Raw genomic sequence first — 18,191 nt, 5'->3', positions numbered from 1 at the left:
CCCGTGACCCGGAGGCACCCGCACACATGAAAGCGCAGACGGCCGGCCGGCTCCTGTCCGGGCCCGGTACCCCACGTCCCCCCGCCGTGCCGGGCCCGGCCATCGGCCTGCTGGAACACCCCTGGACGCGTTTCACGGTACGCCGCCTCGGCCGCCTGGTGGTGTCGGTGTGGGTCCTGGTGACGGCCGCGTTCCTCATGATCCACCTCATCCCGGGCGACCCGGTGCGCGCCGCGCTCGGACTGACCGCGTCGCAGCAGGTGGTGGACCAGCGGAGGGAGCAACTGGGACTGAACGACTCCCTGCCGGCCCAGTACCTGCGCTTCCTGCGGGACCTGGCCGGGGGTGACCTCGGCGTATCGGTGACCAGTGGTCTGCCCGTGACGCAGACGATCGGTGACCGGCTGCCGTCCACCGTCGCGCTCGCCGTGGCCTCCTTCCTGCTGGCGGTGCTGCTGTCCGTGCCGCTGGGCGCGGCGATGGCGGTCCTGACCCGCGGTGGCCGCCGGCACCGCTCCGAACTGACCTTCACCTCCGCCGGCGTCCTGATCGCGACGATCCCGGAGTTCCTGCTCGCCGTGGGCCTCGTCTGGGTGTTCGGCGTGCGGTTGGGCTGGTTCCCGGTCGCGGGCCAGGCCGGAATCGACTCCTACGTACTGCCGGTGGTCTCCCTGGCCGCCGGGCCGGCGGCGGTGCTCGCCCGGATCGTGCGGATCGAAATGCTGTCGGTGCTGCACACCGACTACATACGCACCGCACGCGCCAAACGCCTGCCGGCCCGGCGCATCCATCTGCGCCATGCCCTGCCCAACGCCGTGACCGCGGGACTCACCATCGGCGGGCTGCTGCTGAGCGGCCTGGTGGCCGGCACGGTGCTGGTGGAGAACGTCTTCGCCTGGCCGGGCCTGGGCAGCACCATCGTCCGGTCGATCCTCACCAAGGACTACCCCGTGGTACAGGGCGTCGTCCTCGTCTACGGCACGGGGGTGCTGCTGGTGAACATCGCGGTCGATGTCGTGCTGGCCCTGCTCGATCCCCGTTCCGCGATCCGGGAGAGCTGACCGATGGCGGTGGAACACCGGACCCGCACGGCGGGCGAGAAGGAACCCCGAACCCGCGAGGACGGATCCCGGAGCGGGACGCGGGACGGCGGTCCGGCGGGCGGCGGCCAGTGGTTCGGCGTACTGCGCTCCCCGCTCGGCTGCTGCGCGGCCGGGCTGCTGCTGGCCGTGCTGCTGCTGGCGGCATTCGGGCCGCTGCTGTGGTCCGGCCGGGCCGCCGCCGTCGACACCGGCCGGCTGCTGCAAGGGCCCTCGGGCCATCACTGGATGGGCACCGACAACCTCGGCCGGGACGTCTTCTTCCGGGTCCTGGTCGCCACCAGGCTGTCGGTCGCCCTGGCGCTGCTGGCGACGGTGCTCGGTGTGGCGACCGGCCTGGTGCTCGGCGTGGCACCGGCTCTGCTGGGACGCCGGGCCGGCAGGGCGGTGACGGCGGTGGTGAACATCGCCGTGGCCTTCCCCGGGCTGCTGCTGGCCCTGTTCTTCGCCGTGGTGTTCGGTGTCGGCACCCAGGGCGCGGTGCTCGCCATCGGCTTCGCGACGGCACCCGGCTTCGCCCGGCTCACCCAGACGCTGGTGGCGTCGGTGAGCGAGCGGGACTTCGTCTGCGCGGCCCGGGTCGCCGGGGTCGGCAGGCTGCGGGTGCTCACCCGCCACGTCCTGCCGAACATCGCCGAACCGCTGATCGTCAACGCCACCATCGGCGCAGGGAGCGCGCTGCTGGCCTTCTCCGGGCTGTCGTTCCTCGGCCTGGGCGTCCAGGCGCCGTCGTACGACTGGGGGCGGCTGCTCGGCGAGGGCCTCACCGGCATCTACACCCATCCCGCCGCGGCCCTGGCGCCCGGTGCCGCCGTGGTGATCGCCGGGCTGGCGTTCAACCTGACGGGCGAGGCCGTCGCCAAGGCCGTCGGCATCCCCACCGCGCACGGCATCCGCCTGCCGCCCCCCGTCGGGAAAGCCGCCGCCGGTAAGGCACCGGTCGAGCCGGAAGCGGCTGCCGGGCCCGGCACGGAGCCGGTGCTGTCGGTGGAAGGGCTGCGGGTGAGCTTCCCCGGCCCGCACGGTCCGGTGACCCCGGTGCGCGGTCTCGGCCTCTCGGTCGGCCGGGGGGAGTCGGTGGGCGTCGTGGGGGAATCCGGGTCGGGCAAGAGCCTCACCGCGCTCGCCGTGAGCGGGCTGGTCGAACACCCTGGCACGGTGGACGCCGACCGTCTGGAGTTTCTCGGGACCTCCCTGCGCGACGGGGAGAAGAAGACGGCGGCCACCCGGCAGTTGCTCGGCACGTCGCTGGCCATGGTCTTCCAGGACCCCATGACCTCCTTCAACCCCACCATGCGCATCGGCCGGCAGCTCTCCGAAGTGGCGGAACAGCACCTGGGGATGAACCGGCGCGGGGCGTGGGCACGGGCGGTGGAACGGCTGCGCGAGGTGCGCATACCGGCGGCGGAACGGCGCGCGGCGCAGTACCCGCACGAGTTCTCCGGCGGCATGCGCCAGCGCGCGATGATCGCGCTCGGCCTGATGGGCCGCCCGGCGCTGATCATCGCCGACGAACCGACGACCGCGCTGGACGTCACGGTCCAGCGACAGGTCCTGCGCCTGCTGGAGCGGGTGCGTACCGCGGACGGCGTGGCCCTTCTGCTGATCAGCCATGACATCAACGTGGTGGCGCAGACCTGCGAGCGGGTCCTGGTGATGTACGCGGGCCGCGTCGTGGAGGAGCTGCCCTCCGACCGGCTGCTCACCGCCGCCCGGCACCCCTACACGCGCGCCCTCATCGCCACCGTGCCCCACATGGAGAGCGACCTCGACCGGCCGCTCCCCGTCATCCCGGGGCGGCCCGTCACCCCGGGCCAGGTGCCGTCTGGGTGCGCCTTCGCGCCCCGGTGCCCCGCCGCGCGGGACCGGTGCCATACGGACGACCCACGGCTCCGGGTGAGCGAGCCGGGGCACCGGATCGCCTGCTGGTATCCGCACACCGGTGCCACGGTCCGGCCCGACGAGCAACTCTCCGACCCCACCACGGAAGCGGGAGGACGACCGTGAGCGAGCTGCGGTTCGAGAACGTCACCGTGCGCTACGGCACCGGGCGCAGGGCACTCAGGGCCGTCGACGGAGTGAGTCTGACCGTGCCCCCGGGACAGGTCGTCGGCCTGGTCGGGGAGTCGGGCTCCGGGAAGTCGACCCTGGCCCGTGCGGCGGTCGGCCTCGCCCCCCTCGCCTCCGGCCGGGTGCTGCTCGGCGGGCAGGACGTCGTCCACCGTGCGAGGGGCGGGGGGCACCGGCCGCTGCAGATGGTCTTCCAGGACCCCTACGCCTCACTGGACCCGCGGATGCGGGTCGGTGACTCGGTGGCCGAGGCCATACCGCGCACCGGCCCGTCCGACGGAGCGGGGCGCCGCGCGGAGGTTGCCCGGCTGTTCGACCTGGTGGGCCTCGACGCGGGGCACGCCCTCTCCCGGCCGGCGGAGCTGTCCGGCGGGCAGCGCCAGCGGGTGGCGCTGGCACGGGCGCTGGCGGGACGGCCCTCGGTGGTCGTCGCCGACGAGATCACCTCGGCGCTGGACGTGTCGGTCCAGGGCACCGTGCTGAACCTGGTGCGCGACCTTCAGCGGCGGATGCACCTGGGCATGCTGTTCATCTCGCACAACCTCGCCGTGGTGCGCTACGTCAGTGACGTCGTCGCGGTGATGTATCTGGGCCGCATCGTCGAGTGCGGTCCCGCTCACGACGTACTGGCCGATCCGCAGCACCCCTACACCCGTGAGCTGCTGGCCGCCGCACCGCAGCGGGACGGGTCCGCGTGGGCCGACACGGGGCAGGGCGAGGGTGCCGTCACGGAGGTCGACCCGCCGGATCCGCACCACGTGCCGGCGGGGTGCCGCTTCCATCCGCGATGCCCCGTAGGGCCGTTGGTACGGCCCGATCGGGCCGAGTGCCTGACTCTCGATCCCACTCCGGGCTCCGCGGGCCGCGTGCACGGCGCGGCCTGCCACTTCGCCGCGGACCGGCTCCCACCGCCGGGTACGGCGCGGTGAGCGCGCCCGGCTTTCCCTGCCCCTACTCGATCCATCAGTGAGGAGGACCGCCATGACCCGGCCCCTGCGTCTGGAGGACCTGTCCGGTATCGCGACACCGGAGCAGCCGGCGCTGTCCCCGGACGCCCGGCGCATCGTGTACGTGCTGCGCACCGGTGACACGGAGACCGACCGGACCGTTCGCACCCTGTGGATGGTGTCGCGCACCGGCGGCGATGCCCGCCGGCTGACCCGCGGCGACGACGACCGGGCGCCGGCCTGGTCTCCGGACGGGACCCGTGTCGCGTTCCTGCGTACCGGCGACGGACCGCCGCAGGTGTGGCAGTTGCCCGTCGACGGCGGCGAGGCCGAGCAGCTCACCCGTTTGCCGCTGGGCGCCGGCGCCCCGGTCTGGAGCCCGGACGGCACCCGGATCGCCTTCACCGCGCCGGTCGACACCGACCCCGAGCGGAGGACACGAGCCCCGGGGGCGCCGGGCCGGCCGGTGGTCACCGAGCGGCTCGACTACCAGGTGGACGGTGCCGGACTTCTCGGCACGGTCCGCCGGCACCTGCATGTCCTCGACCTCGCGACCGGACGTTGCCGCCAGGTCACCGACGGGGACCGGCACGCTTCGCCGCCCCGGTGGTCCCCGGACGGCACGCGCCTGGCGTTCACCGCCGCGACCGGCCCGCGGGCGGACCTGACCGCCCACTCGGCGGCCCATGTCGTCGCCGTCGAGAAGGAAGGGGCGTCCGCGGTGCGGGTCGGCCCGGCCGAGGGTGTGGCGCTGAGCGCCGACTGGACCGCGGACGGTGGGGCGCTGCTGGTCATCGGTCATCCCGGGGCCCCAGTGGGCCATGCGCGGCTGCTGCACCTCCCGCTCGGCGGCGAGCCCGGCACCGGGGTGAGGGATCTCGCCTCCTGTCTCGACCGCAATGTGATGCCCGGTGGCCCCGGCTACCCCGGTGCGCTGCCGCAGCTCGCGGACGGCGGCCGCTCGGTGCTGTTCTGCGTCCGCGAACGGGGATGCACGCATGTCTACGCCACCGGTGTCGGTGGCCCGGACGGGCCTCGGCCACGCCCGGTGCTGGGCGGCGCCGGACGCACGGTGTCGGGCCTGAGCGTGCACGGCGGTACGGCCGTCACGGTGCTCGCAACGCCCACCTCCTTCGGCGAGATCGTCGCCGTCGACCTGGCGTCGGGCGCCGAGACGGTGTGCACCGCGCACGGCGCCGCCCTGGCCGATGTCGAGCTGTTCCCGCTCACGGAGCGGCAGTTCACCATCTCCGACGGCACCGTGGTGCAGGGCTGGCTGATCGAAGGGGCGCAGGAGGAGGACCGGCCGCGGCCGCTGCTGCTCGACATCCACGGCGGGCCGCACAACGCCTGGAACGGCGCCGCCGACCCCGTACACCTCTACCACCAGCTGCTCGCCGCCCGCGGCTGGGCCGTGCTCCTGGTCAACCCGCGGGGCAGCGACGGTTACGGCGAGGACTTCTTCGACGCCGTGCACGACGCGTGGGGTCTGGCCGACGCCAAGGACCTGCTGGAACCCCTGGACGCACTGGTCGCCGAGGGCCTCGCCGACCCCGGCCGGCTCGCGGTCACGGGGTACAGCTACGGCGGCTACATGACCTGCTATCTGACCGGCCTCGACGACCGGTTCGCCGCGGCCGTCGCCGGCGGCATCGTCAGTGACATGACCAGCATGGCCGGTTCCGCCGAGGACGGGCCCTTCCTCGCCCGGTACGAGTTCGACGGGCCGCCCTGGGCCCACGGGGAGCGGTATGCGGCCATGTCTCCCCTGACGCGGGTGGACCGGGTCCGTACGCCCACCCTGATCTACCACGGCACGGACGATCTGATCTGCCCGGTGAGCCAGGCCGCGCAGTGGCACACCGCCCTGCGCGAACGAGAGGTGCCCACGCGGCTGGTGCTCTACCCGGGCGGCTCCCACACGTTCCCGCTGGACGGTCCCCCGTCACATCTGCTGGACCTCAACCGCCGTGTCGCGGCGTGGGTGGAGCACCATGCGGGCGGCCGGCCGCCGATCGACACCGCGCACTGGCAGCGCCGGCTCGACGCCCTCGCTGTCCGGCACCGGGTGCCCGGGGCGGTACTGGGGATCCTGCGGACCCGTCCGGACGCGGGCGGCGCGCGGCACGACGAGTCGGCCGAGGCGGCCCACGGCGTGCTCAACGCCGATACGGGGGTGCCGGTGACCACCGACTCCCTCTTCCAGATCGGCTCGATCTCGAAGGTGTGGACGGCCACCCTGGTCATGCAGCTGGCCGACGAGGGGCTGCTCGACCTCGACGCGCCGCTCACCGCGGTGCTGCCCGAGCTGTCCCTGGCCGACCCGCAGACCACGAAGTCCGTGACGATGCGGCATCTGCTGACCCACACCAGCGGCATCGACGGTGACGTCTTCACCGACACCGGACGCGGTGACGACTGCCTGGAGAAGTACGTCGCGGGGCTGGCCGACGTGGCGGTCAACCATCCCCTCGGTGCCACCTGGTCGTACTGCAACTCCGGCTACTCCCTGATGGGCCGGGTCGTGGAGCAGCTCACCGGTGTCACCTGGGACCGGGCGATGCGCGAGCGGGTTTTCACACCGCTGGGACTGCGGCACACGGTGACCCTGCCGGAGGAGGCACTGCTGCACCGGGCGGCCATGGGCCACGAGGGGCACGACGGCGACGGCTCGCCACGGCGGGCGCCGGTGTGGGGCCTGCCCCGCTCGCTCGGACCGGCCGGGCTGATCACCTCCACGGCCGCCGACGTCCTGGCGTTCGCCCGGGCTCACCTGTCCGGGGGGCTGACCGCCGGCGGCCGGCTGCTGAGCGAGGCCGGTACCGCGGCGATGGCCGAACGGCACGCCGAGCTGCCTGACCCGTACACGCTCGGCGACTCCTGGGGCCTTGGCTGGTGCCGCTTCACCTGGGACGGGCGGCTGGTCCTGGGCCACGACGGCAACACCATCGGCCAGTCCGCCTTCCTGCGGCTGCTGCCCGCCGACGGCCTCGCCGTCACGCTGCTCACCAACGGCGGCAACGCCCGCGACATGTACGAGGAGCTGTTCGGGGAGATCTTCGCCGAGCTGGCCGGACTCGACATGCCGCGCACACCGGCGCCCGCGCCGCATCCCCCGGCCGTGGACGTCCGGCCCCACACCGGCGTCTACGAGCGGGCGGGGGCACGGATCGAGGTGCTGGAGCGGGACGGCGAAGGGGTCCTGCGGACCACGGTCACGGGCCCGCTGGCCGAGCTGATGGACGACCCGGTGGACGAGTACCCGCTGATCCCGCTCGACGCCTCCGGTGATCTCTTCGCCGTACGGGACCCGGACAGCAGAACCTGGCGGCCGGTGGTCTTCTACACGTTGCCGGGCGGCGAGAGGTACCTGCACTACGGGGTGCGCGCCACTCCCAAGGTGGTCTCCAAGTGACGGGGACCGCGCTGGTCGCGCACATGACCGCGGCGCTGCCCCGGATGCTCGCCGGCCTCGAGTCTCTCGTTCGCTGCGAGTCGCCGTCGGCCGACCTCGACGCGGTCGCCGCGAGCGCCGACGTGGTGGCCGAAGTGGGGACCTCCCTGCTCGGTGTCCGGCCGGAACGGATCGTCATCGAGGGGCGCGCCCATCTGCGGTGGCGGCTGGGCGACGGACCGCCGCGGGTGCTGCTGCTCGGGCACCACGACACGGTGTGGCCGATCGGTTCGCTGGACCGCCACCCGTTCTCCGTCGTCGACGGCGTACTGCGCGGCCCCGGCTGTTTCGACATGAAGGCGGGGCTGATCATGGCCTTCCATGCCCTCGCGGCCCTGCCCGACCCCTCGGGTGTCACCCTCCTGGTCACCGGAGACGAGGAGATGGGCTCGCCAACGTCGCGAGGGCTGGTGGAGGAAGAGGCGTCGCGCTGCGCGGCGGCACTGGTACTGGAGGCGTCCGCGGACGGAGGCGCCCTGAAGACCGGCCGCAAGGGGGTGTCGCTGTACGAGGTCGGGGTGCGCGGCCGGGCCGCCCATGCCGGACTGGAACCGGAGCGGGGTGTGAACGCCACCGTGGAACTGGCCCACCAGGTCCTCGCGGTCAGCGCGCTGCCGGACCCGGCCCGCGGGACGAGTGTGACGCCGACCGTGCTGGTCTCCGGCACCACCACCAACACCGTGGCGGAGGCCGGACGTTTCGCTGTCGACGTACGGGTGGCGGACGCGGCCGAGCAGTCCCGGGTGGACCGGGCGATGCGCACGCTGCGGCCGGTCCTTCCCGGCGCGAGGCTGGACATCGGAGGCGGCCCGAACCGGCCGCCGATGGAACCCGCCGCCTCCGCGGAACTGTTCGCCCGCGCTGTCGCCGTCGCGGCCCGGCTCGGTCTGCCCGAGCCCGTGGGCACGGCGGTGGGCGGCGCGTCCGACGGGAACCTCACCGCGGGCGTTGGTACGCCCACGCTGGACGGGCTCGGCGCGGTGGGCGGCGGAGCCCACGCCGATGACGAGCACGTGCTCGTGGCCGAACTCCCGGGCCGCAGCGCACTGCTGGCCGCGCTGACGGACGATCTGCTCACCGTTCCGGCGCTCCGGGCGGGCAGGCCCGCCCGGCTCCTCGGGGAAGGGCGCGCATGATTCAGCCATCGACGGCAGGAGGCATCAGGCCCGTGTTCGACTCGAACCACCACCCCGGGAGCAGCACGCACGCGGCCGTCGCGGACGCCGTCGCCCAGGCGGTGGCCGCCGCCGACGCCTCCGGGGTGCGGGTCCGGGAGGTGACAGCCGGCCGGGAACTCGACGAGGTGCACGCCTTGTTCGACCTCATCTGGCGGCCCGGTCCGACCAGTGCCCTGATGACCGGCGAACTGCTGCGGGCCCTGGCGAAGTCGGGCAACTACATCGGCGGAGCCTTCGACGGGGACGAGCTGATCGGCGCGTGCGTCGGATTCTTCGGCGCCCCGGCGGACGAGACGCTGCACAGTCACATCGCCGGGGTGTCCAACGCGGCCCGGGGCCGCAGTGTCGGCTTCGCCCTCAAGCTGCACCAGCGTGCCTGGTCGTTGCAGCGGGGCGTGTCGGCGATCAGCTGGACCTTCGACCCGCTGGTGCGGCGCAACTCCTACTTCAATCTCGTCAAACTCGGCACGCGGCCGGAGGAGTACCTGACGAACTTCTACGGCGACGTGCACGACGGCATCAACGGCGATGACGACACCGACCGCCTGCTCGTGCGGTGGGAACTGGTCAGTGAGCCGGTCCGTGCGGCCTGCGCCGGGGCGCCCGCGCCGGGCGACGTGGCGGCCTGCCGTGCGGCGGGGGCCGTGGAGGCGCTGGGCAGGGGCCAGGATGCCGGTCCTGTCCCCGGCACGCTGGACGGCCCGACCCTGCTGGTCGCGGTCCCGCAGGACATCGAACGGCTCCGGCTGACCTCGCCCGGGCTGGCCAGGGAATGGCGTGCGGCCCTGCGCGACGTGCTCGGCACACTGCTGGCCGGCGGTGCCCGGGTCACCGGATTCGACAGGACCGGCTGGTACATCCTGCAGAAGGGGAACCGATGAAGCTGACAGGCGTCGAACTCCGCCATGTCGAGATGCCGTTGGTGGCACCGTTCCGTACGTCCTTCGGCACCGCCACCGTCCGTGAGGCGCTGCTGGTGCGGGTCGTCACCGACGAGGGCGAGGGGTGGGGCGAGTGCGTGGCGATGGCGGACCCGCTGTACTCCTCGGAATACGTCGAGGCCGCCGCCGACGTCCTGCGCCGTTTCCTCGTCCCGGCGCTCGCGCACGCGGACCGTCTCGACGCGGTCGGCGTGGCGCCGGCCCTGGCGGCCTTCCACGGTCACCGGATGGCCAAGGCGGCGCTGGAGATGGGCGTCCTGGACGCGGAGCTGCGTGCCTCAGGGCGCCCACTGGCCCGTGAGCTGGGCGCGGTGCGGGACAGGGTGCCCTGCGGTGTCTCCGTCGGCATCATGGACTCGGTGCCCGCGCTGCTCGACAGCGTGGCGGGATACCTGGACGCCGGATACGTCCGCATCAAGCTCAAGATCGAGCCAGGCTGGGACGTGGAACCGGTCCGGGCCGTGCGGGAACGCTTCGGTGACGAGGTGGCGCTCCAGGTGGACGCGAACACCGCCTACGGCCTGGCCGACGCCCGTCATCTGGCCCGCCTGGACGACTTCGGTCTGCTGCTGATCGAGCAGCCGCTGCCGGAGGAGGACGTCCTCGGGCACGCGGCGCTGGCCCGGCAGATCCGTACGCCGGTCTGTCTGGACGAGTCGGTCACCTCGGCGCGGGCGGCGGCCGACGCGATCCGGCTGGGCGCCTGCGCGGTCGTCAACATCAAGCCCGGCCGGGTGGGCGGTTACCTGGAGGCCCGGCGCATCCACGACGTCTGTGTCGCGCACGGGGTGCCGGTGTGGTGCGGCGGGATGCTGGAGACGGGACTGGGCCGGGCCGCGAACGTGGCTCTCGCGGCGCTGCCGGGGTTCACCCTGCCCGGTGACACCTCGGGCTCGGACCGCTACTACCGCGCCGACATCACCGAGCCGTTCGTCGTGCGCGACGGTCACCTTGCGGTGCCCACCGGGCCCGGGATCGGGGTGGAGCCGTTGGACGACGTGCTCGACGGTGTCACCCGGCGGGTGGAATGGATCCCCGGCGGGGTGGGGTGAGACGCACTCCTGCCGTGCGTTCCAGGCGACCTCGGTCACCGTCCGGCACGACGGCCGCACGGGGCGGCCGTGTCCCGCTCCCGCTCCTGCGCATACCGTCGTGCACGTCTGCTCCCACCCGGCACCGCGCGGCTCGTGGGTTCTCACCTCCCGGTCTCCAGGTGCCTCCGAGCATGGTGGTCCTGCCTACGGATGTGGCGGCCCAGGCCGGGTCGCCGGTCCCGCCGTGGTGAGGACGGCACGACCTCCGGCCACGGCCGGCACCGCCCGTGGCCGGGGGCCGTGCCGCGGCACCGCGGTTCGGGCGTGCCTCGGTCCCGGCTCAGTCCGCCAGCCCCGCCAGCAGGCTGCGGCGCGCGGAGTCCACGTGCTCCTCGGCCAGTCGGGCCAGGGTGTTGGGGTCGCCGGAGCGCAGCAGCGCGGCCAGTTCGCGGTGCTCGTCGACCACGCGTGCGCGATAGTGGTCGTAGCCCGCGTCCGCGCGGCGCAACTGGAAGAGGTGCAGCTGCGAGCGGATGGTCCGCCAAGCGGTCGTCAGCCTGTCGTTGCCCGCAGCGGTGTAGATCTGGTCGTGGAAGGCGATGTCCAGCGCGACCAGGCGGCGGGCGTCGGCGGCTCCGGCGATCTCGGCCGCCATGTCGGCGACCGTCTGGTCCAGCCGGGAGAGATTCTCCGGTGAGGCGGTACGTCGCGCGGTGGTGGCGGCCAGTCGGTCCAGCGCGGCGCGCAGCGTATAGACCTCCTCGACGTCCTTCGCCGTGACATCGATGACCGTGGTGCCCCGGTGCCAGCCGCCCCGGACCAGCCCTTCACGTTCCAGCCGCGCCAGACCCTCGCGGACCGAGCCCCGGCTCACGCCGAGGCGTGCGGCCAGCTCCACCTCGCGCAGGGGGGCTCCGGGTGGGAAGTGCCCGGAGAAGATGGCCGCTCGCACGAGGTCGGCGGATTCGTCGGCGAGCCCGCGACGGGGGGCCTTCGGCAGTGCGGATGACATGTCTCGATGTTGACATCGAAACTGTTCGTTGCCAATTGGCTTGATGTCCTTATGTTGACATTCGACCATTAGCCTGAGCATGCTGCTCCGGTCAGCGAGCCCACGGAGGCGCACCATGACCCATCGACCCGCCATGCATCTGGCCATCCCCGTAGACGATCTGGCCGCCGCCCGTCACTTCTACGGCGGGGTGCTCGGCCTGCCCGAGGGCCGGAGCACCGACCACTGGGTGGACTGGAACCTCGAGGGGCATCAGCTGGTGACCCACCTGGTACCGAACGTTCCGCAGCTGGCGGGCACCAGCCGGGTCGAGAAGCACACCGTGCCCGTCCCGCACTTCGGCCTCCTGCTGGACGAGCGACGCTTCCATGCATGCGTCGACCGGCTTCGCGCCGCCGGGGTGCGCTTCGGCATCGAGCCCCACCTCCGCTTCCCCGGCGAGCCCGGTGAGCAGTGGACCATGTTCTTCCGCGACCCGGCCGGCAACGCCCTGGAGTTCAAGTCCTTCCGTGACGCATCCATGGTGTTCGCGCGATGAGGGGCGTCCTCGTCACAGGCGGCTCGCGCGGTATCGGCAGGGCCGTCGCACTGGCCTTCGCCGAAGGCGGCGACCGCGTCGCCCTGCAGTACGCCGCCCGCCGCTCGGACGCCGAGGAGACCCTGCGGCAGATGCCGGGCGAAGGACATGTCCTGCTCCGGGAGGACCTGGGCGAGCCCGACGCGGCCGAGCGGCTGGTGACCGAGGCGGTGAACGCGCTGGGCGTGGTGGATGTGCTGGTGAACAACGCGGCCGTGGGGCCCACGGCGGAGACACAGCACCGGATCCCGGACACCCCGCTGGCCGACTGGCAGCGGATCTGGCGCCGCATGGTCCAGGTCAACCTGCTCGGCGCGGCCGACCTGAGCTGGGCCGTCGCCCGGCACCTCATCGACCGTGGCGCCGGCGGGGCGATCGTGAACATCGGCTCACGCGGTGCGTTCCGGGGAGAACCGGATTTCCCGGCCTACGGTGCGACCAAAGCGGCGCTGCACGCCCTCGGCCAGTCGCTGTCGGTGGCGCTGGCCCCGCACGGCATCGCCGTCACCTCGGTCGCGCCCGGTTTCGTGGCCACCGAGCGCCAGGCCGCGCGCCTGTCAGGACCGGAGGGCGACCGACTGCGGGGGGAGAGCCCGTTCGGCAGGGTCGGGACGCCGGCCGAGATCGCCGCCACGGTCCACTTCCTGGCGTCTCCCGCGGCGGCCTGGGCCTCGGGAACCGTCGTCGACCTCAACGGCGCGTCCTACCTCCGTACATGACCCGCCGGCAACCCACGAGGAGGGCGGCCATGCCCACGGATACCGCGGACACCTCACCGAGCCGGACCGCGCTGGCTGTCCGCCACCTCGGCTTCGAGGACCTCGGACTTCTTGGACCGTTGCTCAGGGAGCGCGGCTACCTGACGCACTACCTGGATGTCGTCACCCAGCCGGTCGACACCGCGCTGATCCGGGCCGCCGACCTGGTGGTGGTACTCGGCGGCCCGGTGGGCGCCCATGACGCCGGCCGTTATCCGTTCCTGGCCGACGAACTCCTTGCGCTGCGCGCCCGGCTGGCCGACGGTTCGCCGACGCTGGGCATCTGCCTCGGCGCGCAGTTGCTCGCCCGTGCCCTGGGTGCGCAGGTCACTCCCGGCGCGGCACGAGAGATCGGCTACGCACCGGTGGAGCTCACCCCGGAAGGGACAGCCTCCCCTCTGCGCCACCTGGCGGGAGTGCCGGTACTGCACTGGCACAACGACATGTTCGGCATCCCCGGGAACGCACAGCTCCTGGCCGGCACGCCGGCTTGCCCGCACCAGGCCTTCGCGCTCGGTACACAGGTCCTGGCCCTGCAGTTCCATCTGGAGACCCCCGCGGAGGACATCGAGAGGTGGCTCGTCGGACACGCCGAAGCCCTGGCCGCGGCGGACATCCATCCGGCAGGTCTGCGCCGGGCGGCCGTCGAAGCGGCACCCCTCCTGCGCACCCGTGCCGTCGCGGCCGTCAAGGAATGGCTCACCGCCGCGGGCCGCTGAGCGGACCCGGCTGCCGGGCTTGTCGGGACGCGGCGGATGTGCGGCTTGATGGAGACACGTTGTCAGGACGGGGCGCGCAACGCCTCGACCGGTTCCATCCGGGAAGCCCGCAGCGACGGGTACACGCCCGCCAGCAGCCCGACCACCGCACCGACCACCGGCGCGCCGAGGGCAAGCCGGCCGTCGAGTACGGGAGTCCAGTCCTTGACCGCCGACACGGACACCACGACGACCGTGCCCAGAGCGGCGCCGATGACCCCGCCCAGCAGGCCGATCGTCGTCGACTCCATGAGGAACTGCCCGGCGATCTGCCGGCGCGAAGCGCCGAGGGCGCGCCGCAGTCCGATCTCTCCGACCCGTTCCATCACGGTGACCAGCGTGACGTTGGCGATACCGATGGCACCCACGATCAGGGAGACCAGCCCGAGCACCAGGAACAGGCTGTTGACGTCGCCCTGGACCCCTTTGCGTGCCTTCGACAGATCGGGCGGGGCGAGGACAGTGAGTGCCTTCGCGCTGTTGGGCGTCAGGGCGACGGGTGACTGCCTGGCGACCTGCTGCGCGGCGCCGAGGGAGGTGTTGATCAGGACTCGGTTCACCGTACCCAGGCCGAGGCGGTCCCTCGCTGTCGTGGGCGGCAGGATCACCGAGGTGGACAGGCGCTGCTCGCGCTTGAATCCGCCGAGGATCCCGATCACGGTGAAGGAGTGCCCGTTGAAGAAGACCGCGGGCGAGTCGTTCACCTCCGTGATGCCGAGGAGACGAGCCGCCTGGTCGCCCAGAACCGCCACCCGGGCGTGCCGGGCGATGTCGCCGCCGTCGTAGAACCGGCCGGCCGTGACGTCGCCTCGCACCGCCGCCGGCAGGGAGGGCGAGGCGGCGGCGACGGCCAGCGTCTGGCCGGACAGGCCACCGGGCGTGACCACGTCGTTGGTCCGCACCTGTACGGCGGCCAGTTCGTCCGTCTGCGCGAGCGCGGCGGACGATTCCACCCCGGCCAGCCGGTCCACGGCAGCGATGCCCTCCCAGTCCACCAGCGGGACGGTGTCGGACGCCGGGGGCGGCACCTCGACGGTGACCGAGGTCGCGGTGAGCGCGTTGAACCGGCCGACGATCTGGTGGGCGGCCGTCGACGCCACCCCGATCGTGATGACCAGCGTGCCGATACCCAGCACGGTGCCCAGTGTGGTCAGCGCGGACCGCAGGGGACGGGCCAGTACGCCCGCCACCGCTTCCGTCCACAGGTCTCTCGGAGCGATCCAGGGACGCCCGGCCTTCTTCTCCGGGTCCGCGGCGACAGCACGGCGACGGTGCCTCATGCGTACTCCTGACTGAGCTGCCCGTCGTGGATCCGCACCCGCTTGGTCGCGCGCCTGCTGACCGCCTCGTCATGGGTGATCACGACCAGGGTCATGCCCTGCGCGCCGAGTTGGTCGAAGAGGTCCAGGACCGAGAGCGTGTTCTCGCTGTCGAGGTTGCCGGTGGGTTCGTCGCACAGCAGCAGGGCCGGTTCGCTCATCAGCGCCCGGGCTATGGCCACACGCTGGCGCTCGCCGCCGGACAGACGATCGGGCCGGAAACCGTGCCGGTGGGAGAGCCCCACCCGGTCCAGTGCCGCTCTGGCGCGTTCGGCACGGCTGCGGCGCGCTCTGCCCGGGCGGGGCCTGCGGTAGATCTCCGCCAGCATGACGTTCTCTTCCACGGTCCGGTAGGGAAGCAGATGGAAGGACTGGAAGACGAAACCGATACTGCTTCCGCGCAGCGCGGTGCGCTGACGGTCCGTGAGGGCGCCGGTCCTGACCCCGTCCAGCCAGTAGTCCCCCGAGCTCGGGCTGTCCAGCAGCCCGAGCGTGTTCAGCAGGGTGGACTTGCCCGACCCCGACGGCCCGACGATCGACAGGTGCTCTCCTCGCCGGACCGTCAGGTTCACATCGCGCAGTGCGTGCACGGGCGGATCGGAGTCGAAGGTGCGATGGACACCGATCAGCTTGATGACGTCGCCTTCGTCCGGAATGTCACCGGGTGCCAGGGGTCCGGTCACTGGCCGACCACCACGAGGTCGCCCTTCTTGAGCGCGCCACCGTCCGGCTTCACCTCGACCAGCCCGTCCGCGGAGATCCCGAGGTCGACCTCGACACGCCGCACACTTCCGTCCCGCTCGACCCGTACGCGCGCCTGCCCGCCCGCCGAGGTCTGGACCGCGGCGACGGGCACGGCCAGGACCTTGCCGCTCGAGTCGCCCACCTCGATGGTCACCGTCACCGCGCCGCCCGCGTCCTTGGCGAGCGGGCCGGGCTTCGGGATGGTGACCTTCAGAGGCACAGGGTCCGACGTGCCGCCGCCGGACGCTCCGGTGGTCTCGGGCTCCCCACCGGCTTCAGCGTGTCCCGCGGCGTCCTTCGGTGCCGACCCCGGTGCGCCGATTTCGCTGAGCACACCCTTGGCTTCCTTGCCGTCCGCTGTCGTGACCTGGACCGCCGTCCCTTCGCGCAGGGAAGCGGCGTCCGCGCCGGGCACCACGGCGTCCACCACGACGTCGGAACTCGTCACGGCGGCGACTTCCCCGTCCGGGGTGTCACCGGCGCGCACCTTGGCCTTGTCGACCCGGACCGGAAACTCGGGCAGGAAGATCACTTCTCCCGCAGGCACCTTGGTCCCGTAGCCGGCCTTGAAGGAGGCCAGCGCGGAGTTCGCCAGCTGAAGCTGCTTCTCGGCCGACTTGATCTGCAGGCGCCGGACCTCCTTCGATTCCGGTCCGGACTCACCGTCGCCCTCGGACTTCCCGCCGTCCCCCCGCGCGGTGAGCAGCGCGAGCTGCGCGTCGGACACCGCGGTCTCGAGTTGCCCCAGTTGCTGCCGGTCGGCGCTGGTGGGCTCCTGCGCCGTGTACCCCTTGCTCCGGTACCAACGGCCGACCGCGGACGCGGTGCCCTGCCCGTAGGTCCCGGTGACGCCGCCCGTCGGGAAGCCCAGCCTGTTGAGGGCCTTCTGCAGTTGTCTGACGTCGTCCCCCGAGGAACCGGGGCCGATGGTCCGGTACATCGGTACCGGCCCGAGCAGCACCAGCACCGGCCTGCCGTTCACCTGCATGAGGACATCGCCTTCCGTCAGCCGGCTTCCGGCGGACGGCGCCTTGGTGACCCGCTGGGCGGCACCGGCTTCCTCGTCGCTCTCCTGGGACGCGCCGACGGACCCTGCCAGGGTGAGACTTCGCGGAGAGCCGTACTCCAGGCTGCCCTGGGCCACCACGGTGGCGGTCAGTGCACGGTGCTCCACGGGCACGGTCACCGCCCCCGCCTTCGGCGGCTGCTGCGAGGCCGCGGCATCGGCGGGTGACTGCATACGGGTGCCGGCGAACCAGCCGCCCGCCCCGACGACGGCGACCACGGCGACGATCACGCCCAGGCGCCTCGTACGGCTGCTCCGCCGCTTCTCGCGGGGCCTCATCCGTTGTCCCCGACGTAGGGGTTCTTCTTGTACTTGGGCCAGTAAGCGGCCCTGAACTGCTTGCCGCACTCGAGGTCCTTGAGCGCGAGGTCGATCTCACGGGCGAGCTTCGGCAGCGCTTCTTCCTTGCTCGGTTCCGACAGCACCTGGGCGCCCACCTGGAACTTCACCATGTCGCCGATGCCGGTGGGCTGGGTGGTGGTGACCGTGATGCCCTTCTTGCGCAGGCAGGCGGCGTACTCCTGGGCGAGGGAGACGAGTTGCGGGTCGCCGTTGAGGGCCTGCCCGGCCTGCTTGTCCCGCTCCGTCTGTCGCGCGTTCTCCCGTTCCTGCTCGGCTTTCGACTTGGGCGGTCCTTCCACCTTCAGTTCGGCCTGCGCGACGCAGCCGTCCTTGGGGGGACGCGGAGGTGCGGCAGAGTCGTCGATACCTTCCAACTGCCCCAACGCCTTCTTGTACGCCTTCTGCTGGGCGGCGGGAAGGGAGTCGAGGTAGGCGTCGTTGGGGTCGGGCTTCACTTCCGCGGAGGCCAGGGCCGGATCATTGGGGTAGACGGCGGGAGCGTAGAGACCGAAGCCGTACTTCTGCCGGTACTTCTTCGCCAGGGCGTAGTCCTCGCCGTCGATCGCCGAGGCCGCCTCCCCCGGTGACGTGAGAGCCTCGGCGACCGGTGTGTAACTGAATCCCCGCTCCTTCATGCAGGCGGCTATGGCGTTCTCGGTCAGGTAGTGGTTCTTCGTCTCCGGGTCGGCGTCCTCGGGGACGGTGAGCGCGCCGCCCGGCGCGGCCGACGGGCTGTCCCCGGCCGCGGTGCCCGCCTGGCCGCGGGAGGACGTGTCGGAGTCGCTCTGGCCGCATGCCGACAGGGTCAGCACGCTCATTGCCGCGAGCACCGTCCATGTAGTGCGCAAACGCAAGGTGATCACTTGTCCGTCCGATGAGGAAGTCGTCGTG

15 protein-coding genes are annotated in these 18,191 nt (G+C 72.5%); 10 read left to right on the top strand and 5 right to left on the bottom strand.

Annotated features, from left to right (window positions below; genetic code table 11):
- Positions 1 to 26: 26 nt before the first annotated feature.
- From BU52_RS22340 to menC, 7 genes are read left to right on the top strand one after another with little or no spacing between them, the layout of a single operon-like run.
- Complete coding sequence (locus tag BU52_RS22340) at positions 27 to 1,061, top strand: ABC transporter permease (protein ID WP_078903391.1); 1,035 nt, start codon at positions 27 to 29, stop codon at positions 1,059 to 1,061.
- A 3-nt stretch (positions 1,062 to 1,064) separates the two neighbouring features.
- Complete coding sequence (locus BU52_RS22335; protein WP_078903390.1) at positions 1,065 to 3,107, top strand: dipeptide/oligopeptide/nickel ABC transporter permease/ATP-binding protein; 2,043 nt, start codon at positions 1,065 to 1,067, stop codon at positions 3,105 to 3,107.
- A complete protein-coding gene (locus BU52_RS22330; protein ID WP_037937163.1) occupies positions 3,104 to 4,099 on the top strand; it encodes an ABC transporter ATP-binding protein in 996 nt (331 codons plus the stop codon). The genes BU52_RS22335 and BU52_RS22330 overlap by 4 nt, the downstream gene beginning before the upstream one ends.
- Before the next feature lie 52 nt (positions 4,100 to 4,151).
- Entirely contained in the window at positions 4,152 to 7,532 is a 3,381-nt protein-coding gene (locus BU52_RS22325; RefSeq protein WP_037937160.1) for a serine hydrolase, read from the top strand.
- 44 nt (positions 7,533 to 7,576) lie between these two features.
- The gene (locus tag BU52_RS22320; protein WP_200881254.1) at positions 7,577 to 8,707 is read left to right on the top strand and encodes a M20/M25/M40 family metallo-hydrolase; all 1,131 of its coding nucleotides are present in this window, start codon (positions 7,577 to 7,579) and stop codon (positions 8,705 to 8,707) included.
- A 32-nt stretch (positions 8,708 to 8,739) separates the two neighbouring features.
- The gene (locus BU52_RS22315; RefSeq protein WP_037937158.1) at positions 8,740 to 9,630 is read left to right on the top strand and encodes a hypothetical protein; all 891 of its coding nucleotides are present in this window, start codon (positions 8,740 to 8,742) and stop codon (positions 9,628 to 9,630) included.
- Complete coding sequence (gene menC / locus BU52_RS22310; RefSeq protein WP_037937156.1) at positions 9,627 to 10,742, top strand: o-succinylbenzoate synthase; 1,116 nt, start codon at positions 9,627 to 9,629, stop codon at positions 10,740 to 10,742. Before BU52_RS22315 ends, menC begins: the two co-directional genes overlap by 4 nt.
- Positions 10,743 to 11,064: 322 nt before the next feature.
- Here the strand turns inward: menC and BU52_RS22305 are convergent, their stop codons facing one another.
- Positions 11,065 to 11,736 (bottom strand): GntR family transcriptional regulator, encoded by a 672-nt coding sequence (locus BU52_RS22305; RefSeq protein ID WP_037937155.1) that lies wholly within the window; start codon positions 11,734 to 11,736, stop codon positions 11,065 to 11,067.
- 115 nt (positions 11,737 to 11,851) lie between these two features.
- On the opposite strand from BU52_RS22305, the gene BU52_RS22300 reads away from it, so the two are divergent.
- The 3 genes from BU52_RS22300 to BU52_RS22290 are packed head-to-tail and all read left to right on the top strand — an operon-like array spanning position 11,852 to position 13,790.
- Positions 11,852 to 12,274 (top strand): VOC family protein, encoded by a 423-nt coding sequence (locus tag BU52_RS22300; protein ID WP_037937154.1) that lies wholly within the window; start codon positions 11,852 to 11,854, stop codon positions 12,272 to 12,274.
- Entirely contained in the window at positions 12,271 to 13,032 is a 762-nt protein-coding gene (locus tag BU52_RS22295; RefSeq protein ID WP_037937153.1) for an SDR family NAD(P)-dependent oxidoreductase, read from the top strand. The genes BU52_RS22300 and BU52_RS22295 overlap by 4 nt, the downstream gene beginning before the upstream one ends.
- A gap of 29 nt (positions 13,033 to 13,061) precedes the next feature.
- On the top strand, positions 13,062 to 13,790 hold the full coding sequence (locus BU52_RS22290; RefSeq protein ID WP_037937151.1) for a glutamine amidotransferase: 729 nt from the start codon (positions 13,062 to 13,064) through the stop codon (positions 13,788 to 13,790).
- A gap of 62 nt (positions 13,791 to 13,852) precedes the next feature.
- Here the strand turns inward: BU52_RS22290 and BU52_RS22285 are convergent, their stop codons facing one another.
- The 4 genes from BU52_RS22285 to BU52_RS22270 are packed head-to-tail and all read right to left on the bottom strand — an operon-like array spanning position 13,853 to position 18,118.
- Positions 13,853 to 15,109, bottom strand: coding sequence for an ABC transporter permease (locus BU52_RS22285; RefSeq protein ID WP_078903389.1), 1,257 nt, complete (start codon positions 15,107 to 15,109; stop codon positions 13,853 to 13,855).
- Positions 15,106 to 15,831, bottom strand: coding sequence for an ABC transporter ATP-binding protein (locus BU52_RS22280; protein WP_235216400.1), 726 nt, complete (start codon positions 15,829 to 15,831; stop codon positions 15,106 to 15,108). The genes BU52_RS22285 and BU52_RS22280 overlap by 4 nt, the downstream gene beginning before the upstream one ends.
- Positions 15,828 to 17,237 (bottom strand): peptidoglycan-binding protein, encoded by a 1,410-nt coding sequence (locus tag BU52_RS22275; protein WP_051858503.1) that lies wholly within the window; start codon positions 17,235 to 17,237, stop codon positions 15,828 to 15,830. Before BU52_RS22275 ends, BU52_RS22280 begins: the two co-directional genes overlap by 4 nt.
- Positions 17,234 to 18,118, bottom strand: coding sequence for a hypothetical protein (locus BU52_RS22270; RefSeq protein ID WP_051858502.1), 885 nt, complete (start codon positions 18,116 to 18,118; stop codon positions 17,234 to 17,236). The genes BU52_RS22275 and BU52_RS22270 overlap by 4 nt, the downstream gene beginning before the upstream one ends.
- Positions 18,119 to 18,191 lie beyond the last annotated feature (73 nt).

It is taken from the genome of Streptomyces toyocaensis, assembly GCF_000725125.1.
Taxonomy (GTDB): Bacteria; Actinomycetota; Actinomycetes; order Streptomycetales; family Streptomycetaceae; genus Streptomyces; species Streptomyces toyocaensis.
The sequence above is the reverse complement of the archived record's forward strand: the minus strand, read 5'-3'. Positions and strand labels throughout refer to the sequence as shown.

What these genes read in the sequence shown, in the direction of transcription:
- BU52_RS22325 (WP_037937160.1), top strand. Translation starts at nt 4,152, where the DNA reads ATGACCCGGCCCCTGCGTCTGGAGGACCTGTCCGGTATCGCGACACCG.
- BU52_RS22335 (WP_078903390.1), top strand. Translation starts at nt 1,065, where the DNA reads ATGGCGGTGGAACACCGGACCCGCACGGCGGGCGAGAAGGAACCCCGA.
- menC (WP_037937156.1), top strand. Translation starts at nt 9,627, where the DNA reads ATGAAGCTGACAGGCGTCGAACTCCGCCATGTCGAGATGCCGTTGGTG.
- BU52_RS22270 (WP_051858502.1), bottom strand. Translation starts at nt 18,118, where the DNA reads ATGAGCGTGCTGACCCTGTCGGCATGCGGCCAGAGCGACTCCGACACG.
- BU52_RS22285 (WP_078903389.1), bottom strand. Translation starts at nt 15,109, where the DNA reads ATGAGGCACCGTCGCCGTGCTGTCGCCGCGGACCCGGAGAAGAAGGCC.
- BU52_RS22275 (WP_051858503.1), bottom strand. Translation starts at nt 17,237, where the DNA reads ATGAGGCCCCGCGAGAAGCGGCGGAGCAGCCGTACGAGGCGCCTGGGC.
- BU52_RS22305 (WP_037937155.1), bottom strand. Translation starts at nt 11,736, where the DNA reads ATGTCATCCGCACTGCCGAAGGCCCCCCGTCGCGGGCTCGCCGACGAA.
- BU52_RS22290 (WP_037937151.1), top strand. Translation starts at nt 13,062, where the DNA reads ATGCCCACGGATACCGCGGACACCTCACCGAGCCGGACCGCGCTGGCT.
- BU52_RS22295 (WP_037937153.1), top strand. Translation starts at nt 12,271, where the DNA reads ATGAGGGGCGTCCTCGTCACAGGCGGCTCGCGCGGTATCGGCAGGGCC.
- BU52_RS22320 (WP_200881254.1), top strand. Translation starts at nt 7,577, where the DNA reads ATGCTCGCCGGCCTCGAGTCTCTCGTTCGCTGCGAGTCGCCGTCGGCC.
- BU52_RS22300 (WP_037937154.1), top strand. Translation starts at nt 11,852, where the DNA reads ATGACCCATCGACCCGCCATGCATCTGGCCATCCCCGTAGACGATCTG.
- BU52_RS22340 (WP_078903391.1), top strand. Translation starts at nt 27, where the DNA reads ATGAAAGCGCAGACGGCCGGCCGGCTCCTGTCCGGGCCCGGTACCCCA.